Annotated in this window: 12 protein-coding genes; 10 read left to right on the top strand and 2 right to left on the bottom strand. The window is 41.4% G+C overall.

From position 1 onward, the window contains the following. Nucleotides 1–83: 83 nt before the first annotated feature. The gene (locus tag ACE1EF_RS16165; protein ID WP_375721729.1) at nucleotides 84–8,087 is read left to right on the top strand and encodes a PKD domain-containing protein; all 8,004 of its coding nucleotides are present in this window, start codon (nucleotides 84–86) and stop codon (nucleotides 8,085–8,087) included. A gap of 363 nt (nucleotides 8,088–8,450) precedes the next feature. Beyond that, on the top strand, nucleotides 8,451–9,512 hold the full coding sequence (locus ACE1EF_RS16160; protein ID WP_375721728.1) for a PorP/SprF family type IX secretion system membrane protein: 1,062 nt from the start codon (nucleotides 8,451–8,453) through the stop codon (nucleotides 9,510–9,512). On the opposite strand, the gene ACE1EF_RS16155 is transcribed toward ACE1EF_RS16160, so the two are convergent. Beyond that, entirely contained in the window at nucleotides 9,509–11,407 is a 1,899-nt protein-coding gene (locus ACE1EF_RS16155) for a RecQ family ATP-dependent DNA helicase (protein ID WP_375721727.1), read from the bottom strand. The two genes, ACE1EF_RS16160 and ACE1EF_RS16155, sit on opposite strands and share 4 nt — an antisense overlap. A gap of 239 nt (nucleotides 11,408–11,646) precedes the next feature. Here ACE1EF_RS16155 and ACE1EF_RS16150 point away from each other — a divergent pair, with 239 nt between their 5' ends. The 4 genes from ACE1EF_RS16150 to ACE1EF_RS16135 are packed head-to-tail and all read left to right on the top strand — an operon-like array spanning nucleotide 11,647 to nucleotide 17,346. Continuing rightward, nucleotides 11,647–13,584 (top strand): foldase protein PrsA, encoded by a 1,938-nt coding sequence (locus ACE1EF_RS16150; RefSeq protein ID WP_375721726.1) that lies wholly within the window; start codon nucleotides 11,647–11,649, stop codon nucleotides 13,582–13,584. After that, nucleotides 13,574–14,443: a peptidylprolyl isomerase gene (locus tag ACE1EF_RS16145; RefSeq protein WP_375721725.1), complete on the top strand. Its 870-nt coding sequence runs from the start codon at nucleotides 13,574–13,576 to the stop codon at nucleotides 14,441–14,443. Before ACE1EF_RS16150 ends, ACE1EF_RS16145 begins: the two co-directional genes overlap by 11 nt. Then, nucleotides 14,430–15,779 carry a peptidylprolyl isomerase gene (locus tag ACE1EF_RS16140; RefSeq protein ID WP_375721724.1) on the top strand — a complete coding sequence of 450 codons (1,350 nt, stop codon included), beginning with the start codon at nucleotides 14,430–14,432 and terminating at the stop codon, nucleotides 15,777–15,779. The genes ACE1EF_RS16145 and ACE1EF_RS16140 overlap by 14 nt, the downstream gene beginning before the upstream one ends. 13 nt (nucleotides 15,780–15,792) lie before the next feature. Further along, the gene (locus ACE1EF_RS16135; RefSeq protein ID WP_375721723.1) at nucleotides 15,793–17,346 is read left to right on the top strand and encodes an OstA-like protein; all 1,554 of its coding nucleotides are present in this window, start codon (nucleotides 15,793–15,795) and stop codon (nucleotides 17,344–17,346) included. Nucleotides 17,347–17,442: 96 nt separating this feature from the next. Here ACE1EF_RS16135 and ACE1EF_RS16130 read toward each other — a convergent pair whose 3' ends face one another. Further along, entirely contained in the window at nucleotides 17,443–18,531 is a 1,089-nt protein-coding gene (locus tag ACE1EF_RS16130; RefSeq protein ID WP_375721722.1) for a DUF1573 domain-containing protein, read from the bottom strand. 260 nt (nucleotides 18,532–18,791) lie between these two features. Here ACE1EF_RS16130 and ACE1EF_RS16125 point away from each other — a divergent pair, with 260 nt between their 5' ends. From ACE1EF_RS16125 to ACE1EF_RS16110, 4 genes are all read left to right on the top strand, one after another. After that, a complete protein-coding gene (locus ACE1EF_RS16125; RefSeq protein ID WP_375721721.1) occupies nucleotides 18,792–19,154 on the top strand; it encodes a sulfite exporter TauE/SafE family protein in 363 nt (120 codons plus the stop codon). 7 nt (nucleotides 19,155–19,161) lie between these two features. Next, entirely contained in the window at nucleotides 19,162–20,535 is a 1,374-nt protein-coding gene (gene hisS / locus ACE1EF_RS16120) for a histidine--tRNA ligase (RefSeq protein ID WP_375721720.1), read from the top strand. An 81-nt stretch (nucleotides 20,536–20,616) separates the two neighbouring features. Beyond that, nucleotides 20,617–20,841, top strand: a complete 225-nt coding sequence (locus ACE1EF_RS16115; protein WP_375721719.1) for a plasmid mobilization protein — start codon at nucleotides 20,617–20,619, stop codon at nucleotides 20,839–20,841. Between the two features lie 4 nt (nucleotides 20,842–20,845). Continuing rightward, nucleotides 20,846–21,289, top strand: a complete 444-nt coding sequence (locus ACE1EF_RS16110) for a nucleoside deaminase (RefSeq protein WP_375721718.1) — start codon at nucleotides 20,846–20,848, stop codon at nucleotides 21,287–21,289. Nucleotides 21,290–21,324 lie beyond the last annotated feature (35 nt).

The raw sequence follows: 21,324 nt of genomic DNA, 5'->3' as shown, positions 1-21,324 counted from the left end.
GGTGATATTCACTTTTTGTTTAAATTTGTGTTTACATAAGTTTAAATAATTTAAGTCTATTGTTAAATTTTAACTTATAAAAATTGAATAGAGCCATTAAATATGGTGTGTTTTTTATCTCCATCCTGATACTTTCCCTTTCTGTACAGGCCCAGGAATGTAATGTTTTATCCAAAGCAAACGATATTACACCCGATAAATACTGTGCGCCGGTTCATGTAGACTGGAAGATAACCTACAGGGGTGTGATGGGGGTAGCTGATCCTACAACGGTAACATTTGATGTGGACTGGGGTGATGGAACAGTCGTGAATATTCCCTATGGTGCAGGACCCGGTATGGTTCAGAATATTGGAGGTGACGATTATCAGGCGACCATTGAGCATATTTATCCTGATGCGGTGGACGGATCCTGTAACTATCAACCCAGGGTGTGGTTGCGCATAGACGGCCGTCTGTGTAGCAGTAGTGTTCAGGAGCAGAATGTAACCGTATGGGATGTGGATAATGCCAATGGTGGTGAACTCAATATTGAGGAACGCATCATTTATGTTTGTGTTGGCGAGGATACTACCGTGGTATTCAGAGACGTGAGTGACTGGAACTGTGTGCCACCTGAGGAAGAAGATAATATCAATAATCAAAGCCGCTGGATTCAGTGGGAATATGGTACAGGGGCAACTACCCTTACAGATGTTTTTATTGATGGTGTGCCCTATGCCGGCACATTTTCTGATGCAGTTAATAAACTGCCCGGTCCGGTAACGGAACCGCAGTTGCCTTATAGCAGGTCGCGCACCATTTATGTGCCACCTACCGATGCAAGCGATGTGGGTAAGGAATTTGAGGTCACCCTGAATAACTGGAACTACTGTAACCAGTATCCGGGTAATGATCCTGTATCGCAGACAGCCAGAATAATCGTGGTAGATATTCCTACCGCGTCTATTACATTCAATACTCCTGCAGACACAGATGTATGTCTTGGCGCAACCGTACGTGTGACCGGACATCCGGGAGGCGGAGTGTGGAGTTCGCCTTCAGGCGGTTTTTCTAATCCCAATGTGGGAAATTTCAATACCAATATTTCCGGTCCCGGTGTACATGAGATGGTTTATACCTATGTGGGAACGGGAGATTGTATTGCAGAGGCAAGGGCATTTGTAACAGTTTATCCGAATCCATCCATTTTTGTGGCAACGGGTGATCCGACCTATTTGTGTCCGGGCACCAGTTTTACTTTTAATAACACCGTGATGGGTGGAACGGCACCCTATACATATACCTGGGAGAATGATACTGATCCCTTATCGGCTACAGATATTTTAAATCCGCAGTTCACAACCAATATTCCGGATACATACAGCTTGCGTCTGAGGGTACGGGATAATAATCAGTGTTCAGCTGTGCGAAACAGAAATATCGTGGTCTCGGATGTGGATATAGATTTTGATATTAATGAACTGACCCTTTGCGAGGGTGAGAGCAGTGAATTGAATACCAATGTCAATGGCGGATCGGGATCGTATACCTATGTGTGGTCAGGTGATATTGCCTATTTGAGCGGACCGGATTCAAAACCGCTGTTTACAGCTTCCGATACAGGTTCCTTTAAACTTTACTGCCGGGTTATTGATGATAATGGTTGCGATATGAACGATTCCGTGATCATCCGTGTAAATGAAAAGCCTGATCCGGTAATTGTTGGCGGTGACCGCATAGTTTGTGGTTTGACAACCGACGTGGAAACGGTTTCAGGTGGTGGGACAATAGACTGGACAAAAGTCAGCGGGCCGGGAAATGTTCATTTCACTGACCTGGGCGGCAATATGACAGAAGTAAGGGTAAACAAGGAAGGCCTGTATAAATTCAGGTTCAGCGAAGAGAAAAATGGATGTAGCGGATATGACGAAGTTGAAATCGATTTTACAAAAAATCCTGAGCCGTTTGCCGGAAATGATGCCGCGGTATGCGATAATAAAATAATACTGGATGCCCAGCCAAGCGTAGGAACGGGAAGCTGGATGATAGCCAGCGGTCCCGGGGCACTGACTTTCGATGATCAGTTTGATGAAGAAACAGAAGTAACGGTGGGTACCTATGGTACATATAAATTGGTTTGGCGTGAAGATAATAACAGTTGTATTGCTACAGATACGGTAAATATTACATTCAATAAAGTTCCGGAACCAGATTTTACGATGGTCCACAACGGAAGCTGTTCGCCTCTGGATGTACACTTTGACAATAATTCAGCAGGTGGATCAACTTATCTTTGGCATTTCCAGGGTGCATCATATTCAAATGAGCTTGAACCGGATTACAGTTTTGACTTACCGGATGATAAGGATACGACATTTGTGATCGAACTGGAGGTAACTTCCGTTGCCGGTTGCAAGGCATCTGTAAGCAAACCTTTGCTTGTTAACCCTAATCCGTTGGCTAAAATTAATACGGCTTACAAACCAGCGTGTAGTCCAGTGGATATTACACTGGAAAACGGATCTGTCGGTGGCGTGAAATACACATGGGAATATGGGGATGGAGATTCTGAAGTATTATTTGATAAATCGGATGTGACCCACAATTTTGTCAACTCTTCAGTCACCAACCAGGTGGAAAGTTTTCTGGTTAACCTGGTGGCCGAAAACAGCTATGGCTGTACAGATACCGCTTCTACATACATGATGGTTTATCCCGAGGCTCATTTTGAATTTAACTTTTCCGGTAATCCGGTTTGTGAAAGTTCAAATGTATTGATCTACGCCGATGGGGGAGCCAAGGAATATAAGTGGGATTTTGGAAACGGAACACTGGCATCTGGTGCCAATCCTACAGTATATGCGGAATATTATAACAATGGCATCGCCGATACGGCCTTTCTGGTTAATCTTGATGCAACTTCTTATTATGGATGTAAAAGCACTTATCAGGATAGCCTGATTGTTCATCCGGTAGTGATAGCCGGTTTTATTGACGATCAGGTTCAGGTAGCAGGTAAGCTCAACCTTACGCTTACCGATGATAGCAAAAACGGTAAATATGTATATATTAAATGGGGCGACGGGGATGTTGATTCCGTTGAGATCGGAGTTGATTTTCCGGTGTCTCACTTATATGAGAATAAGGATTTCTTTCCCAAGCTGTTTAACCTGACTTATATTGTGGAATCTGAAATGGGCTGTTTCGATTCTACCGGCATGCAGCTAAGGGTGTATCCTGAATTTTTTGTTGATTTCAACATGCCGGCAAATGGTTGTTCGCCGGTTGAGGTTCAGTTTGAGAATACATCAACGCCTGCCGGAACGTTTGAATGGGATTTTGGTGACGGTTCGCCGGTTGAAACCCGGTTATTTCCCATTCATAATTTTGTCAATACTAAATTAAACGGTGAACCGGATACCTTTACGGTACGCTTAACCGGAACCTCCATGTGGGGATTTACAGATACGATATATAAAGATATTGTCATCTTTCCGGTGCCGGAAGCTGCATGGAATATTACGGCTACAAGCAATCCGGATGATACAGTCTATGTTGAAAATGTTACTTCAGGTGGAGATGTTTACTACTGGGATATGGATGACGGTGATCTGGATACAACCTTTGTACTTTCAACTAAAATAAAATGGTTCGGCAATATTAATCCGGAACAGGTGATCAAAAACATCAGCCTGAAAGCTGTGAACAGTTATGGTTGCAGGGATTCTGTTTATGATAATGTTACAGTTAATCCGGTTATCGTAGCTGATTTTGTCATCGATTCCGTGTCTTGCTCTCCAATGAGTACTGTGGCTACAAGTACTTCAACAGGTGCCGTATTTTATGAATGGTCACTTGATGGTGGTCCGTTTGTACGCGGAGACGTCCATTATCCGGTTGAAATTGAAAATAATACAGGTGCAGTACAGGTGCACCAGTTAACCCTTAAAGCCAGGTCAGTTTATGGCGATCAGGATCAGATAACAAAAGATCTGACCGTTTATCCTGTCCCGATTGCACGAATGGCCGGCATTGATCAGGATAAGTCACCGTTGAATTTAACGCTGGAAAACCAGTCGGTAAATGGTGATACATATACATGGGTATTCGGAGGTGTGGATTCTGTTCTGATGAATACGGAAGATGATGTTAACTATACCTTTATCAACAGTACACAGTTCCCGGTAACACACGCAGTAGATTTAAAAGCAGAAAACAGCTATGGATGCGTGGATTCCACTTCCGAAATGGTGATTGTGTATCCGGAAGTGAAAGCAGATTTCGATTGCCCGCTGGAAGGCTGCCCGCCTTTCCAGGTTTCATTTAAAGATCAGTCAGTTGGTGGCTTGTTTTATGAATGGACGATTGAAGGTGTCAATACATTCTATGGTAAAATCCTGAACTACGAATTTAAAAACGAAACACTGGCAGATAAGTTTTACAATGTACGTTTAAGTATTGAATCTGCATACGGATTCAGGGATACCATGATTAAAACCATCCGGATTAAACCGATGGTGAAATCTGTATTTGATGCTACTTCAGGCGGGATGTCGCCATTTACATCTGTTCTGACCAATAATTCAGTAAATGCACTTGAATCACACTGGAGTTTTGGGGATAGCAGTCCGGATGAAATACTTGCCGGATCTCAGAGCACTACACATAATTATCTGGCTGTGCTTGCACCTGAAGCCTATGATGTTTCACTCGGCATTATATCACCGGAGGGCTGTGAGGATTCATCCTTGTCAACCGTGATGGTTTATCCGGCACTGAAGGTTGATTTTGAGTGCGATACGGTCGGTTGTTCTCCTTTTGATGTAGACTTTCACAATTTGTCAGACGGTGCAGACCTGTTTATATGGACGTTCGGTGATGGAAGCGGAAAATGGATGAGCAGGAATGCTTTCCACAGGTTCGAAAATATTACGAAGGTTCCGGTTCAGTATGAAGTACAACTGATAGGGCAATCCAAATATGGTTTTATTGATACCGTTAAAAAGGTGATAACCGTTAATCCTTCACCTTACGCGTTGTTTGATATCACACCGGAAGGCGGTTCTCCGCTGGAAGCTCTGGTGAAAGATCAAAGCGAAGATGCAGTAAGTGTGGTGTGGAATATGGGTGACGGGGATATCTTACATGATCCGGGGCTTAATTTTACACATACTTATATTAATAATACCGGTGCACCCTTAAGTCATAACGTGGTTCAGCGTGTGCAGAATGTGTATGGTTGTTTTGATTCAATGAGCCAGACAGTTAATGTATTTCCGCCAATCAAAGCTGGCTTCGATTGTGACAGTGTTGGCTGTACGCCGCTGACTGTAGCTTTCAGGAATACCTCCATGGGAGCACTCAGATACAGGTGGGATTTCGGTGATGGTTCAGATGTGCTGGAAAGCTCTATACCTGTTCATGTCTTTGAAAATCCTTATCCTGACACCGTGCTGGTTTACCGTGTAATGATGGTGGCTTTATCGCAGTTTGGCTATTCCGATACAGCATACAGGGATATTACGGTTTATCCTGTGCCGGTTTCGGATTTTGCGCTGGATTTAAATAAAGGATGTGCTCCGTTAACGGTTGAATTTGAAAACAGGTCTGCAGGGCAGGATGAGTCGGTCTGGACTATTGGCGATAACAGTTTTAATACTGCTGCTTCACAATTTTCACAGATCATGGAAAATTCTTCCTTCCTTCCTAAATACTTTGAGATCAGGCTGGATGTAGCAAACAGTTACGGATGTTCTTCGTATTCCACGGATATTATAGAAGTATTTCCGCAGGTTAAAGCTGATTTCGGGGGTGATACAGTAGGTTGTAGTCCACTGACGGCAATCTATATGAATAAATCCAGGAATGCCAACGATTTTGTATGGTATATTGATGGAACTGCAGATTACCGGCAGAATCCGGTTCTGCCATTCGAAAATCTGTCAGAAGATATTGACGCACATTCGATAAAGCTCGTCGCAGAATCGGCCTACGGATGTTCTGATTCAATAGAAAAGACCTTACAGGTTTCACCCGAACCGGTTGTTGATTTTGAGGTGCTGCCTGCAGAAGGATTCTCTCCGCTTAATGTAATGATTAAAAATTATTCGGATCATGCAGATACATATACATGGAATCTTGGTGAAGGTGACCCGGTTGTGAAAAATGATAACTCCGACCTTGAACATACCTATATCAATGAAACACTGGCACCTTCTGTCAGAAAGGTAAATTTACTGGCGGAAAACAGGTTTGGTTGTAAGGGTGAGATGAATAAGTCGGTGGATGTGTATCCTTTGGTCAAAGCTGATTTCGAATATACCGGTAATGGTTGTTCTCCACTGACCGTCGATTTTAAGAATCTGTCGCAGGGTGCAACTCATTTTGAATGGGATTTCGGAGATGAAACGCCGGTTTCGGTCGCAACGAATCCGACACATACATTTGAAAATAAGTCACTCAGCGAAGTGAGACGGTTTACGGTGAAGTTGTTGTCGTATTCTCAGTATGGTATGGCGGATACCGCTGTTAAAGTTATTGAAGTTTATCCGACACCGGTTTCAGGTTTTAAAGCAAACATCATTTCAGGTTGTTCGCCTGTTAACCTCGTCATTACAAATCAATGTAAGGGAGATGGCATCATGCAGTGGGAGCTGGGAGACGGTAACGTTTTTGAAGGTGGAGATTCCGTATTTACCAGGACATTTGAGAATATGACGACCATGCCGGAATATCATAATCTTTCGGTGAAGATCGCAAATGCTTACGGGTGTTCAAGCAGAACACAAAAAGCCCTCGAGGTATTGCCGGGTGTGGAGGCAAAATTCGACTGTGATACGGCCGGTTGCAGCCCGTTTACAGTTGCTTACAGAAATAAATCGGTAAATGCATCGGAATACTACTGGGATCTGGCAGATGGAACGACTACGATGGACGCCATGCCGGTAAAACAATACGTGAATAAGACTTCTGAGGATTTCCGGGAGTATGTGGTGCTGGTGGCTAAAACAAGCTACGGGTGTGCCGATACATTTAAAAAGCGCATTGCGGTGTATCCCGAACCGGATTTCACGTTCGAAATTCTGCCACCCGAAGTAACGCTGCCATCTGCTGAAGTCACCATTAATGCTTCCATTAAGAATGAAGGTCCGTGGCGTTTTGTATGGGACTTTGGTGACGGCACAGTTTCCGACAGTCTGAGTCCGGGCATACATTCATATGATAAATGGGGTAATTATAATGTTAAAGTGGATATTACGGATGACCGCTGTTCTGATCTGCAGGTTAAAGGGGTGGTGGTAAATCCGTCTGTTCCCATTGCGGAATTCACGGGTCCCACTGTTGGTTGTACACCGGTTACAATGGCCTTTGTAAACCATTCACAGGGTATTGTGGCCAGTTTGTGGGATTTCGGGGACGGAACTTTGTCGTCAGACGAAAATCCAAGTCATACCTACTATCGTCCCGGTGCTTACGATGTTAAACTGACCGTGTTTAATGATGTGGGGCATGCCGATACGCTGGTTCGCCGGGTAAATGTTTACGAAGGTGTTAAAGCTGACTTTTTAATGACGCCACATGTGGTACATTCATTCTCACAGGAAATATCGTTCAGCAACTTCTCTCAAAACGGATATGATTATATCTGGGAGTTTGGTGATGGCGATGTGTCTCATGAGTTTGAGCCTAAAAAAAGATATTCACATGAAGGAATTTATGATATATCACTTATTGCTATTTCCAGGGAGGGATGCCGGGATACCATGCTGCAGAAAAGTTCCCTGGAGGTATCTGATGTGTATAATGTAAGATATCCGAATGTATTTATGCCGATCAAATCGGGGCCCCAGGGGGGCGTTTATACAGACGGGGACACCCATATTTTCTATCCGCTGGTGGATAAATCCATGTTGAAAACCTACAGACTTACAGTTTTTGACCGTTGGGGTCTGATGGTATTCGAAACGCGTGATGCCAATGTTGGCTGGGATGGATATTATAACGGTAAGCTTTGTCAGCAGGGTGTTTACGTCTGGAAGGTACATGCAGAATTTGAAGATGGAAATGAAGTGGTTAAAACTGGTGATGTTACGTTGTTGAAATAATCTATATTTTTTAGTCTGGAAAAACCTGCCCGGTATTTTGATGCCCGGCAGGTTTTTTATTTTTCAATCTTTATCTTAATGTAAAATATTTTTATGTGTGTGATGACATATACGCTAAAAACAACGGGTTTAAAGGCTGTTTTTAACGCTTGATGCTTCGTTTTATTATCTCAATTGTAAATAAATTATCACAATAATGTTTGAAAACATTAAATAAAGCCCAATAATATGTTAACTAAATTTGTCTAAATGTAAAATAAACATTAAATTTGAAGTGTGTTAAGGTGTGTTCAAGTTTCGAAACCATTATTTAATGCAATAATGCGAACCCCCTTAATCAATTGATCTTCGAAGGCAAGCAGGATGAAAAAGTTAACATTTGTTATATTAATGTTATTAGCCGGATACCAGGTTTGGTGTCAGGATCCTCATTTTTCACAATACTATGCTACAACCACTTATCTAAGTCCTTCTCTTGCAGGTTCCAGTGGTGAACCCCGAATGACCCTTAATTACAGAAATCAATGGCCCGGAATCGGTACAGTGTATGAAACGATGCTTGCATCATACGACATGTACTTTGACGATTATAACAGTGGTCTTGGATTCATGGTTTTAAAAGACAGGGCCGGTTCAACGGACCTCGCACAGACCAATTTCTCGGTTCAGTATTCCTACCGTTTACAGATGAATTCAAAGTGGCAGATCATTCCAGGTTTGCAAGCCGCTTATTGTCAGAACAGCATTGACTTTTCAAAATTTGAGTTCGCAGATGCCTTGCTGAATGATTATGTGTCAAACACATCGGCCCGTACTTCAGAACTTTACATGAATGGACTGCAGAACAAAAACTATTTCGATTTCGGAGCCTCTGCTTTTTTGTATTCCACTGATATGTGGTTTGGCCTTACGCTGGATCATATCAGTCAGCCTAATCAATCTTTTGCCAACGAGGAATCCCGGTTGCCGATGAAGATGGTTGCCTTTGGCGGTATGAATGTATGGAAGACGGCTGATCGCAACCGTGGGCCTGTACGTTCTATCGATGCCGATTTTCGTTACATGCATCAGGGTGGTTTCGATCAGATTGATATAGGGGCTTATATTTACAATACAACCCTTGATTTTGGTTTATGGCTGCGTGCAGTTCCCAATTTCAGTGATGAGATAAGTGCGAAGCTGAACCGGGATGCCCTGGTATTTATTTTAAAATACAAAGTCAATGGACTGCAGATCGGTTACAGTTATGATATTACCATTTCCAATCTTGCCTCACATGCATATGGTAGTCATGAGGTTTCTCTGACTTACGAATTAAGCAATATCGGCTTATTCAAAAAACTTGGTAAAAATCCGGTGGCATGTTTCCCGAAAGGAAGCGACGGAAGATATTCAACACGGGTGCGTAAACGTACGCGCTTCTAGGAAATTAATTTTATTTGTTTGCCTTCCATCACAATATCGCCGTTGTCTGTCATGAACCGGATAGCCTCCAGAACCTTTTCTTTATTGTACGCCAGGTTTTTAATCACATCGTTGATATCCGTTGTCCCGGTGGTCTCAAGTTTATTCAATACGGCTTTTTGAATTGACCCAAACAGGTCATTCTGTTCATTGCCGGAATCACAGATGTCACACACACCGCACGGTTTGCTTTTTTTCTCTCCAAAATAGGCAAGCAGTATCCTGCTCCTGCAAATCATATCAGAGCTGATATAATACAACATGGCATCCACCCGTCCTTTCATCCTCTCCTGCTGGTCTTCGTAAATGGTTTTGGAAATAACGATAACATTCTCAGGAACACGATCCCTGAGCAGGGTAATCGTCGGGGTCTTTTTTTGAGGGATATATTTTACCAATCCGGCCTTGTCAAGATTGACAAGATACTGGTAAACCTGTTCGTTGTTCAGACCTGTTCTGCCGGCAATGGTTTGCTCACTGATGTATACAAATGAGCTGAATAATCCGGAATAGGATCTCAAAATAGTCTTGATCAGTTCTTCGTATTCCTGTCTCTGATTCTGAAATCCAAACAGTTCTTCCTTGCCGGCCAGGAAATAGAGTCTGGAATTATTTTCCCTTGTATCGGTATTTTGGATCAGGCCGGAACGCTCCAGGATGTTCAGTGCATTATTTGTCTGCACAACATTAAGCGCATACGCCTTACAGAATTTTCCGAGTTCAAAGTCAAAGGTTCTGCCAATTCCGTCTTCTACTGCTACCTGGAAAAAGTTCATCAGGTGATTGTAGATCGTCCGTATGAAAGGTTTGTCCGGGAAGGCATTGGTAAAACTTTTTTTCAGATTAGTTACGTCTGTTTTGGAATAGAGCAGACAGGCTTTGGCAGGTTTTCCGTCTCTTCCGGCCCGTCCAGCTTCCTGAAAATATGCTTCCGGTGAATCAGGAATATCGAAATGGACCACAAGGCGAACATCCGGTTTATCAATACCCATGCCGAATGCATTGGTCGAAACCATAATCCTTGTCTGGTTTTCGGTCCACTGTTTCTGTCGTTTATCTTTGGCGAAACTGTCGAGTCCTGCGTGATAAAAGGATGCCGAAATGTTATGCCGGTTCAGAAATTCAGATAATTCTTTAGTCATCTTGCGGTTTCTGACATAAACGATGCCTGAGCCCTGGTGTTGTTCAATTAATTCCGCAAGTCGGTTGAATTTATTTTCAGAGTATTCCACAACATAGGCCAGGTTTTCGCGACGGAAACTTTTTTTAAAGATATTTTTTCTTCTGAAGCCAAGTTTTTCCTGTATGTCATTCACAACCTGCGGTGTGGCCGTGGCCGTGAGAGCGAGTACGGGACAATCGGGTTTCAGCGCTCTGATATTCCCAACATTAAGATAAGACGGACGAAAATCATAACCCCACTGTGAAATACAATGTGCTTCATCCACTGTAATAAAGGAGACATTCAGATGTTCCAGCTTTGAGAGAAACAGTTCTGTCTGAAGACGCTCCGGACTCAGGTACAGGAATTTATAGTTTCCGTATATGCAGTTATCAAGTGTTATTGCAATCTCCTCACGCCGCATACCCGAATAGATAGCCGCAGCCTTGATGCCTTTTTTCAGCAGATTATGTACCTGATCTTTCATCAGGGCTATTAACGGTGTTACCACAAGGCAGATGCCATCCATGGCCAGGGCCGGAACCTGAAAAGTAATGGATTTACCACCACCGGTTGGCATTAATCCAAGTGTATCCTTCCGGAGATAAACCGATTCAATGATGTCTTCCTGAAGGTCTCTGAATGAAGTGTATCCCCAGTACTGCTGTAAGATAGCCTTAAACGGATATGCCATATTGCAAATATAGGCGATAAATTCTTTTCCTGTTTAATTCCTGTACTTATCGCTTTGTTGCTTCAATTCTATTAATGATTGTAAACACTTTTTAATTTGGTATTTCAACATATTTTGTACTTTTGCTCAGATAAAAAAAATTGGCCTCTTGGCTTTATTTTTAGCGTATCATACGATTTTTTAAGCATCATCGTTTTTTGATAACTGTAAGTTAAACATTGATATTAATAATTAGAATTATGAAGAAATTCCTTTTAGTATTATTTACCTGTGGTTTGTTGTTCAATAGCTATGCACAGTCGGATGAAGTTTTAATGACGATTGGTGATCAGGACATTACCAAAGGGGAATTTGAATATTTGTTTTACAAGAACAATGATAAGGAAGACATTACCTATAAGGATGTGAAGGATTACCTGGATCTCTTTGTAAAGTTTAAGCTTAAAGTAATTGAAGCAGAAAACAGGGGAATGGATCAAAAAGAAGATTTTATTAAAGAACTCGGTGGTTACAGGGCACAGCTTGCAAAACCTTATCTTACTGACCGTTCTGTAGATGAGTTTTATATCAAACAGGCTTACGACAGATTGAATGAAGAAGTGGAAGCGAGCCATATTCTTATTGAGGTTAAAAACGGCAAAACACCGGCGGATACACTGGAAGCCTACAATAAAGCGCTGGATATCATTGATCAGCTTAAAAACGGAGCTGATTTTGCGGAACTGGCCAGAAAATACAGTGCAGATCCTTCAGCGCAACAGAATGGAGGTTATCTGGGATATTTTAAAGGTTTTCAAATGATATATCCGTTTGAGGATGCAGCATATAAAACCCCGGTAGGTGAAATTAGTCAGCCGGTCAGAACCACATACGGATATCACATTATAAAGGTGCTCGATAAAAGACCATCTCCAGGGGAAGTTTTGGTGGAACACATAATGAAAGTGGCCAGAGATGATGATCCGGCGGATGTAAAAGCACAGAAGAAAGAGGAAATTGATAAGATTTATCAGCAATTGCTTGATGGAAAGAACTTTGAAGATCTGGCAAAAAAGAATTCAGATGATTATTCTACTGCCAGCAATGGAGGGCGTCTGAACTGGTTTTCAACCGGACAGCTTGTAAAACCATTCGAAACAGCTGCGTTTGCTTTGGAAAAACCGGGCGATATCAGTGAACCGATCCGTACACAGTTTGGCTGGCATATCATTAAGCTGATCGATAAAAGGGATGTGCAACCTTTTAATGAAATCAAGGATAAAATCAGTGCACGTCTGCTGAAAGATGACAGAGGGAATAAAGCACATGAAAGCTTTATCAATAAACTGAAAAATGAATACAACATTGAGCAGTATAATGTCAACATTGAACCTTTTGCAGAGCTTTCACACAAGTACGCCTATACTGACAGCTTATTTAAAGCCGATACAAGAAATATGAATAAACCTGTGCTTAAAATAGAAGACAGTGTTTACACACAAAAAGATTTTGCAGATTACCTGATTGCAAACCCAAGAGGTGAAAATCCTGGTGTTGCAGACAGGGTAAGAATGAAATGGTCAGCGTTCAAGGATCAAAAACTGGTTGACTACGAAGACAGCCAACTGGAGAGAAAATATCCTGAATTCCGCTATCTGATGAAAGAATACCATGACGGCATATTACTTTTCGATATCAGTTCTCAGGAAGTATGGGATAAAGCATCACAGGATACCACAGGACTGGAAAAATTTTATGCCAAACATAAAAAGGATTATAAATGGGATGAACCGCATTTTAGTGGCAATATAATTTATTGTCAGACCGATACGGTAATGGATTCTGTTAAACTTTTACTGGCTGAAAATATGCCGATTCGCGATGTGTTTAAAAAACTGAATACTACAAAACTCAACTTTAAATACGATACCGGTTCATTCACAAAAGGACAGAATAAAATTGTGGATCAGATGATCTGGGATGGTGAGGTAGTTGAGCCGGATAAAAAATTCCCGGTTGTTTTCCTTGATGGTCAGACCTATCCTGAAGGGGAAGTTAAAAAACTGAATGAATGTCGCGGGGCAGTCACTTCTGATTATCAGAATGAACTCGAAGATAAGTGGGTTAAAGCACTGAAAAAGAAATATAAGGTTAAAGTGAATAAAAGTGTATTAAAAGAAGTAGCCGGTGACAAATAGAACCCTTGTCAGTCATATCGTTACATGGTTTGGCGGGTTTATTTTAGCTACAGCATTTTTTGCCTGCAATAACCAACCTGAAGCATCCGGGGATGTTATTGTAAAAGTGTATGATAAAGTGCTCAGAAAGTCGGATGTGGCATTGTTGGTGCCACAGAATACACGTTCAGCAGACAGTGCGGATATTGTGGACCGCTATATTCAGGAATGGGTTAACAAAGAATTGATTCTCCAGAAGGCCAGACTGAACATCGGAACAAATCCTTCCATTGAGAAAATGGTGGAGGATTACAGAAATTCATTGATCGTAAGCAAGTACATGGAACTGCTGGTAGATCAGAAGGCCGGTACTGAGATTAGTGAGAAGGAGATCGCTGATTTTTACAATAATAATCCGGAAAATTTTACCCTGAATGAGGAAATCATAAACGGTATTTTTATCCAGATTCCGGAGGATGCACCAAGACGCGATGATTTAAGCTTGTGGATGAAGAACAGAAGTGAAGAGGATATGTTGAATCTGGAAGATTACTGTTTTCAAAATGCCACTAAGTATGAGGATTTTTCTGAAAAATGGTTGCCCGCTTCTGTCGTTGAGAAGTATCTGCCTGAACCGCTGGATAAAAAGGCGTTAAAAAAAGGTGTAACAATTGAGCAGGCTGATTCGTTATCGGGGTACTATGTGGTGGTATTTGATGAAAAAGATGCAGGTGAGGTTGCACCGTTGATTTACGTTAAACCACAGATAGTTAAGGTGCTGCAGCACAAAAAACGACTTGAATATATTGCTGATTTTAAGAAGGATATTCTGAATGAGGCAATTGAAAATAAGAAAGTAATATATTATGAAGATAAATAAGCTCTTTATTACCCTGGGATTGCTCTTTGGCCTGATGACACTTCAGGCGCAGGATAATGTGATTGATGAAGTTATTGCAGTGGTTGGTGCTGATCCGATATTAAAGTCCGACATTGAAGAACAGTTTAAACGGCTTCAGGCGCAGGGCGTGTCGTATTCTGGCGATTTGAAATGTAAGCTGCTTGAAGACAGAATGATTCAGAAACTGTTGTTAAATCAGGCCAAACTGGACAGTCTTGAAGTCAGTGAATCTGCAATAATAGAGCGGGTTGATGCACAGGTAAATTACTATATCTCACAAATCGGTTCAAAGGAAAAACTGGAGGAGTATTTTGATAAATCTACTATTCAGATTAAGGAAGACCTGCGTGATGTGATGCGTGAAGAGGACCTGACCCGTCAGATGCAGTCCAAATTGACGGAGAACATTACCACAACGCCATCCGAAATTCGACGCTATTTCAATAACCTTCCCGAAGACAGCATTCCTATCATTCCGGCTCAGTATGAAATTGAAAAAATTGAGGTAAAGCCTAAGATTGAGAAGGAAGAAATAGAAAGAGTTAAGGCTCAGTTAAGGGAGTTTCGTGATCGTGTAAACAACGGTTTTGACTTCAGTACACTGGCAATCTTATATTCTCAGGATAAAATGAGTGCAAGAAGAGGTGGTGAACTTGGTTTACTCGGAAGAGGGCAGCTGGTTCCTGAGTTTGCCAATGTAGCATTTAACCTTCGTGATCCGAAAAAAGTATCAAAAGTGGTAGAGACAGAGTATGGATTTCATATCATGCAGTTGATAGAACGTACAGGAAACCGTGTAAATGTGAGGCATATATTGCTGAAACCACAAATTTCTGATTCAGCAAGGCAAAATTCGATTCTACGTCTGGATAGTATTACAGATTTTATTCATGAAGGTAAATTCAATTTTGAAAAAGCCGCGTTGTATTATTCAGAAGATGATGCAACAAGAAGTAATGGTGGACTAATGGCAAATCCGGCTACAGGCGCATCAAAATTTGAAATAACCCAGCTTCCACAGGAAATAGCTAAAACGGTTCAGACACTTCAGGTAGACAGCATTTCGCAGCCTTTTAAGATGATTATTGAGAAAACGGGAGAGGAAGTTTACCTGATCATCAAACTTAAATCCAGAATTGACGCACACAAGGCCAACTTAAAAGATGATTACCAGGTGCTTAAGGAACAGGTCTTAGCCAGTAAGAAAGAGGAGAAGCTGAAGGAATGGGTCCTGGAACAACAGCTTGATACGTATATCTCCATCGATGAAAAATGGAGAAACTGTGAGTTTGAATACCCCGGCTGGGTAAAATAATCCGGACAAACCAATGAGGTTCAGGCATACACTTACTTTTTTTATGCTGTTTGTTTCTTTTATCTCTTTTGCACAGAAAGATGGTAAAAGCAAGATGGTTACATTGAAGTATTGTGACCGTTGGGTTGAAGATAAGATCAACAATCCCGGCGTGAGAGACCTTATTGGGAACGTGTTGTTCGAGGATGGCAATACAGCCATGTATTGCGACAGTGCCAGGCAGTTTACCGATAAGAATGCTTTTAATGCCTATGGAAATGTGCATATTATAAAGGCAGACAGCATTCATATTTACGGAGATGAGTTGTTGTATGATGGCAATACAAAACTGGCCAAGCTGCGGCGGCATGTAAAAATGATCAATACAAACAGCACGCTTACCATCGAAACAGAAAAACTGGACTACGACCTGAATACTGATATTGGTTTTTATTTTGACGGGGGTACCGTTACAGATACAGCTTTTGTTCTGAACAGCATAAAAGGCTATTATTTTGTCAACACCGGAATGGTGAATTTTAAAAACGAGGTTAAAGTGAAGACCTCGGGGTCGGATATTTTTACGGATACCTTGCTTTACGATACAAATACAGAAATAATCTCCATTCTTGGTCCAACGAATATTTATACCGATAGTGTTCATTTGTATTCTGAAGATGGATGGCATGATCCCAAAAACAATTATTCCGAGCTAAAGCATAACTCCTCCATTCAAAAAGGAGCGCAGATAATTGAAGGCGAGCACCTTATTTACGATGGCATGGCAAAAAACGGTGAAGCCTTTAAATGGGTTGAGATTACCGACACACTGCAGCAAATAAAAATAAAAGGCAAGCGGGGCAAGTTCAGCGAGGCAACCGATTATGCATATGTAACAGACTCAGCTCTTTTTATACAGTATGCGGGTTTCGACTCGCTGTATCTGCATGCCGATACCCTTTCGTTTGAACCGGACACCAACGACTTTAAACTGATGAAAGCCTACCATAATGTAAAATTTTTCAGGTTTGATGTACAGGGCAAATGTGACTCAATTGTATATTCCACGTACGATTCAGTAATTAATATGTACAATGATCCGGTAATGTGGTCTCTTAATAACCAGATGACCGGTGACGAAATACATGTTATCAGTAAAAACAATCATGTGGAACAGATAGATATGATTGGTAATGCTTTTTTAATCTCGCGTGTGGATTCTATCCGGTTCAACCAGATAAAAGGGAAAAAGATCAGTGGATATATTGAGAAAAACATGCTCCGTAAAATTTTTGTGGATGGTAATACCGAAAGTTTATATTACCTGATTGACGGTCCGTATATTGTAGGAATTAACAAAGCAGAAAGCCCGTATCTCACTATTTTTATGCATGGTAACAGGATAGAGAAAGTGATAATGTCTCCAAAACCGGTTGGTAAAATACTGGATCCTACCAAGGTGACTCCCGGACAGTTGATACTGGAGAATTTCAGCTGGCGTTTAAATGAACGTCCTTTTACACCCTGGGAAATATTTAAATCAAAGAAACAGGTACCCGCTTCTCCTGTGGTTGAAAACGCACTCTAATGGTGCGCTCTTATGTGCGTTATCTCTGAATATTTGATTGTTATAACACAGGCTTTTACACTGTAAGATCCTTATGCCCGTTCTGTGCTGATGCCTCTAATTTACAGTTCCGATAATCTTTAAAATAACAGTGGAATGGTTTGGTGCATTTGTAATTATCGTAACCGTTTTATACTGTCTTCCTGATTTTCCTCTGGAGTCAAATTCAATTTTGATAGACGATCTCTCCCCCGGTGCAATCACTGATTTTTCAGGTTTTATGGCCGTACAGCCACAAGAAGCTTTAACCTTCCGCAGGATCAGGTTTGATTTTCCTGTATTCACAAACGGAAATTCATATTCTACTTTCTGTCCCTGTTTGATGGTGCCAAAATTAAAGGTTGTATTCTCAAACACGATATCCGGTGCCTGTGCACGTTCCTGTGGCGACATTTTAGTGAAATCATCTTCAATGGTCACACTAACAGAAAGTTTATGATTGTAATCTACCTGTCCATTCTGCTTCATGAACATACCGCTTAGAATAAATCCCCAGTCATCCACTTTGGATGCATCATACGTTATGTTGATTACGCCTGCCTGACCCGGTTGTAAAATCTGTGGTTCTGTTTGAACTGTAATAAATTCAGGAACACGTATGAATTCTATTTTTACCGGTTTATTCTCAGAAGTGTTAATGATGTTTACCCTGGATTCCTTAACCTCGTTTTTGTTCATTTTTAAAAATGATACATGAGATTTATTTAAACGGACGTCACCGAAACTGTAGGGATACTTGTCGATTATGGTTGGTGCCTTTTTTTCTACATTACCGGTCAAGGTAAGGATAACAGGTTCAGGACTGGCATTTGTATAAACGGTAATATGCTTTAATACCTTACCGGGTCTGTTAATAGGATCAAAAACCGCTCTTATCTGACCGCTCTTACCCGGAAGGATCGGTTCTTTGGAGTAGGTCGGTGTGGTACAACCACAGGATGAACTCACATTTTTTATCATCAGTGGCTCCTGACCAAGGTTACGGAATTCAAATACGGTCTCTACTTTTCCACCATCTTCCTTTATATTTCCCAGATCATGTTCCGTTTCTGAGAATGCTATTTTAGGACTGAGTGTTTGTGCAAATAATGATGAGGTAAATACGATGAGAGTCAATAAAATTGAAGTACGTCTGAATCTTTTCATATCCTGCATTGCTTTCTGTTAGGAGATCAAAATTAACTGAAAATATGTAAATTTCTCAGTGATTTAAAGATTTTTTAACGTATGTAGCCTAAATTCCAGGTTCTGGGATGTAAAAGTCCACTTATAACGCAGTAAACAAGCCGCAGAAAGTTCAGAACAGGTGCTTTATCAGCCGGTTCACTTAATTTAGCTTAACGAAACAGGTTTGATTCTGATTTATAAATAATCTTGACTATTTTTGCACAAAATTCAGTATGAGGATGTCAGAACTTCTAATATTACTCGCTATTGGATTGCTTGCAGGCATTTTAAGTGGAACCCTCGGTGTGGGAGGTGGAGTGTTGATTGTTCCCGCACTGGTTTTTATTCTGGGGTATTCACAGCATGAAGCACAGGGTACTAGTCTGGCCATCATGATTCCTCCAATTGGAATCCTTGCCGCCCTGAAATATTCAAGAATGGGATATGTAAACTGGAAAAATGCGTTGATCCTCAGTCTGATTTTTGTGGCAGGAGCCTATCTGGGATCATTAATTTCAGTAAGCCTGCCCGATAAGGTATTAAGAAAGTTATTCGGTATTTTTATGCTGGTTGCAGCACTTAAAATGATATTCAGTAAATAATTAATAAATGGCACAAAAACCTTCAATTCCTAAGGGAACCAGAGACTTTATTCCTGAAGAGATGGTTCGCAGGAACTATATTTTTGATTCAATTCGGTCTGTTTTTCAGCGTTATGGTTATTTACCCATTGAAACTCCGGCTATGGAGAACCTTTCAACCTTGCTAGGGAAATACGGAGAAGAGGGTGATAAACTGCTGTTTCGTATTTTAAACTCAGGGGACTTTTTAACTAAAGTTGATTCTGATATACAAAATGGTGATGATTCGCTGGCTCTGGCCAATGCTGTTACAGAGAAAGGTTTGCGCTATGATCTTACCGTGCCGTTTGCCCGGTTTGTGGTACAGCATCAGAGTGAAATTTCGTTTCCGTTTAAACGCTATCAGATTCAGCCTGTTTGGCGTGCTGACAGACCACAGAAGGGACGTTACCGTGAATTTTATCAGTGTGATGTGGATGTGGTCGGTTCAGAATCGCTGCTGAACGAAGTTGAACTGATACAGATCATCAGCGATGTGTTTTCTGCCCTTGGCGTCAATGTAACTGTAAAACTGAATAACCGTAAAATTTTGTCAGGCATTGCCGAGGTCATTGGTGAAGCGGATAAAATTGTTGATATCACGGTGGCCATTGATAAACTTGACAAGATAGGACTGGAGAATGTGAATAAGGAGTTGCAGTTGAAAGGGGTTTCAAACGAAGCCATTGATAAACTACAGCCGATTATAATGTTATCCGGTTCTGCAGACGAAAAAATAAATACGTTGCGACAGGTTTTGTCCGCTTCGGAAACTGCCATGAAAGGGGTTGATGAAGTTGAAGAGATTTTTAACTGGATAGATGGTTTAAACCTGAACCTACCGGTAGAACTGGATTTAACTCTGGCCCGTGGTTTAAATTATTATACCGGAGCCATTTTTGAGGTAAAAGCCAGTGATGTGGAGATTGGCTCTATCTGTGGCGGTGGACGCTACGATAACCTTACCGGAATATTCGGATTACCGGGAGTCTCGGGCGTTGGTATCTCCTTTGGTGCCGATCGTATTTATGATGTACTGAATCAACTAGACGCCTATCCGAAAGAAAGTCCGGCATCCACAAAAGTATTGTTTATTAATTTTGGACCCAAAGAGACAGCATATTGTTTAAATGGCCTGAGAAAGCTGAGACTGGCAGGTGTAAACTGTGAACTTTATCCGGATAATGCCAAGATGAAAAAACAGATGACTTACGCCAACCGCAAGTCAATACCATTTGTCGTGCTTGCCGGTGATTCTGAAATGGAAGCCGGAAAGTTTACCCTGAAAGATATGACATCCGGTGAACAGAATCTGGTGACCCCCGAAGAATTAATCGTGAAACTTAAAGAGGTGATTGATTAAGGGTTACGTTCATATTTTGTGAATAAGCAGGGCGTTTTTTATTAGTCAGTGAAATGGGAATTTAATAAGTTTGGAACAGATATGGACCGTAAGCGCGAAATGTTAAAAAGAAAGCACCGGATCTCCTTCATGCTAAACGAGGAGGAGATGAAGTCTTTCGCCCGCTTTTGTACCGATTACGGTGTAAGGAACAAATCAAGTTTCATTCGTGAATCTATATTTTCAAAACTGATCTACAAGTTCGAACTGGACTATCCTACGCTTTTTGATGAGGAAGAGATGGATCGCATGATTGTTAAACGCTGATTCCATGGCCGAACTTTTTTCCGATGAATATTTTATGCAGAAAGCGCTGGCCGAAGCCAAACGGGCTTTGTATGCGGAGGAGGTACCGGTGGGTGCAGTGATCGTAATGAATAACCGGATTATAGCCCGTGGATTCAATCATACCGAAACACTGAATGATGTAACAGCACACGCCGAGATGGAAGCCATTACTGCAGCAGCAAATTTTCTGGGCGGCAAATACCTGACAGGTTGTACCATTTATGTTACGCTTGAACCCTGCGTGATGTGTGCCGGAGCTTTATCCTGGGCACAGATTTCAAGAGTCGTTTTTGGCGCTTACGACGAAAAACGCGGATTTACAAAAACAGGGACCCAACTGCTTCATCCTAAAACCGAACTTAAAGGTGGCATACTTGAAAATGAGTGTGCCAATTTACTGATAGATTTTTTTAAAGGGAAGCGGTAAGACATTATTTGATTAGAAACCTAATACAAACTGTA

This window comes from Quyinboa sediminis, assembly GCF_042219855.1.
Taxonomy (GTDB): Bacteria; Bacteroidota; Bacteroidia; order Bacteroidales; family UBA5342; genus JBHJHP01.
This window is presented reverse-complemented; position numbering and strand designations above follow the sequence as displayed.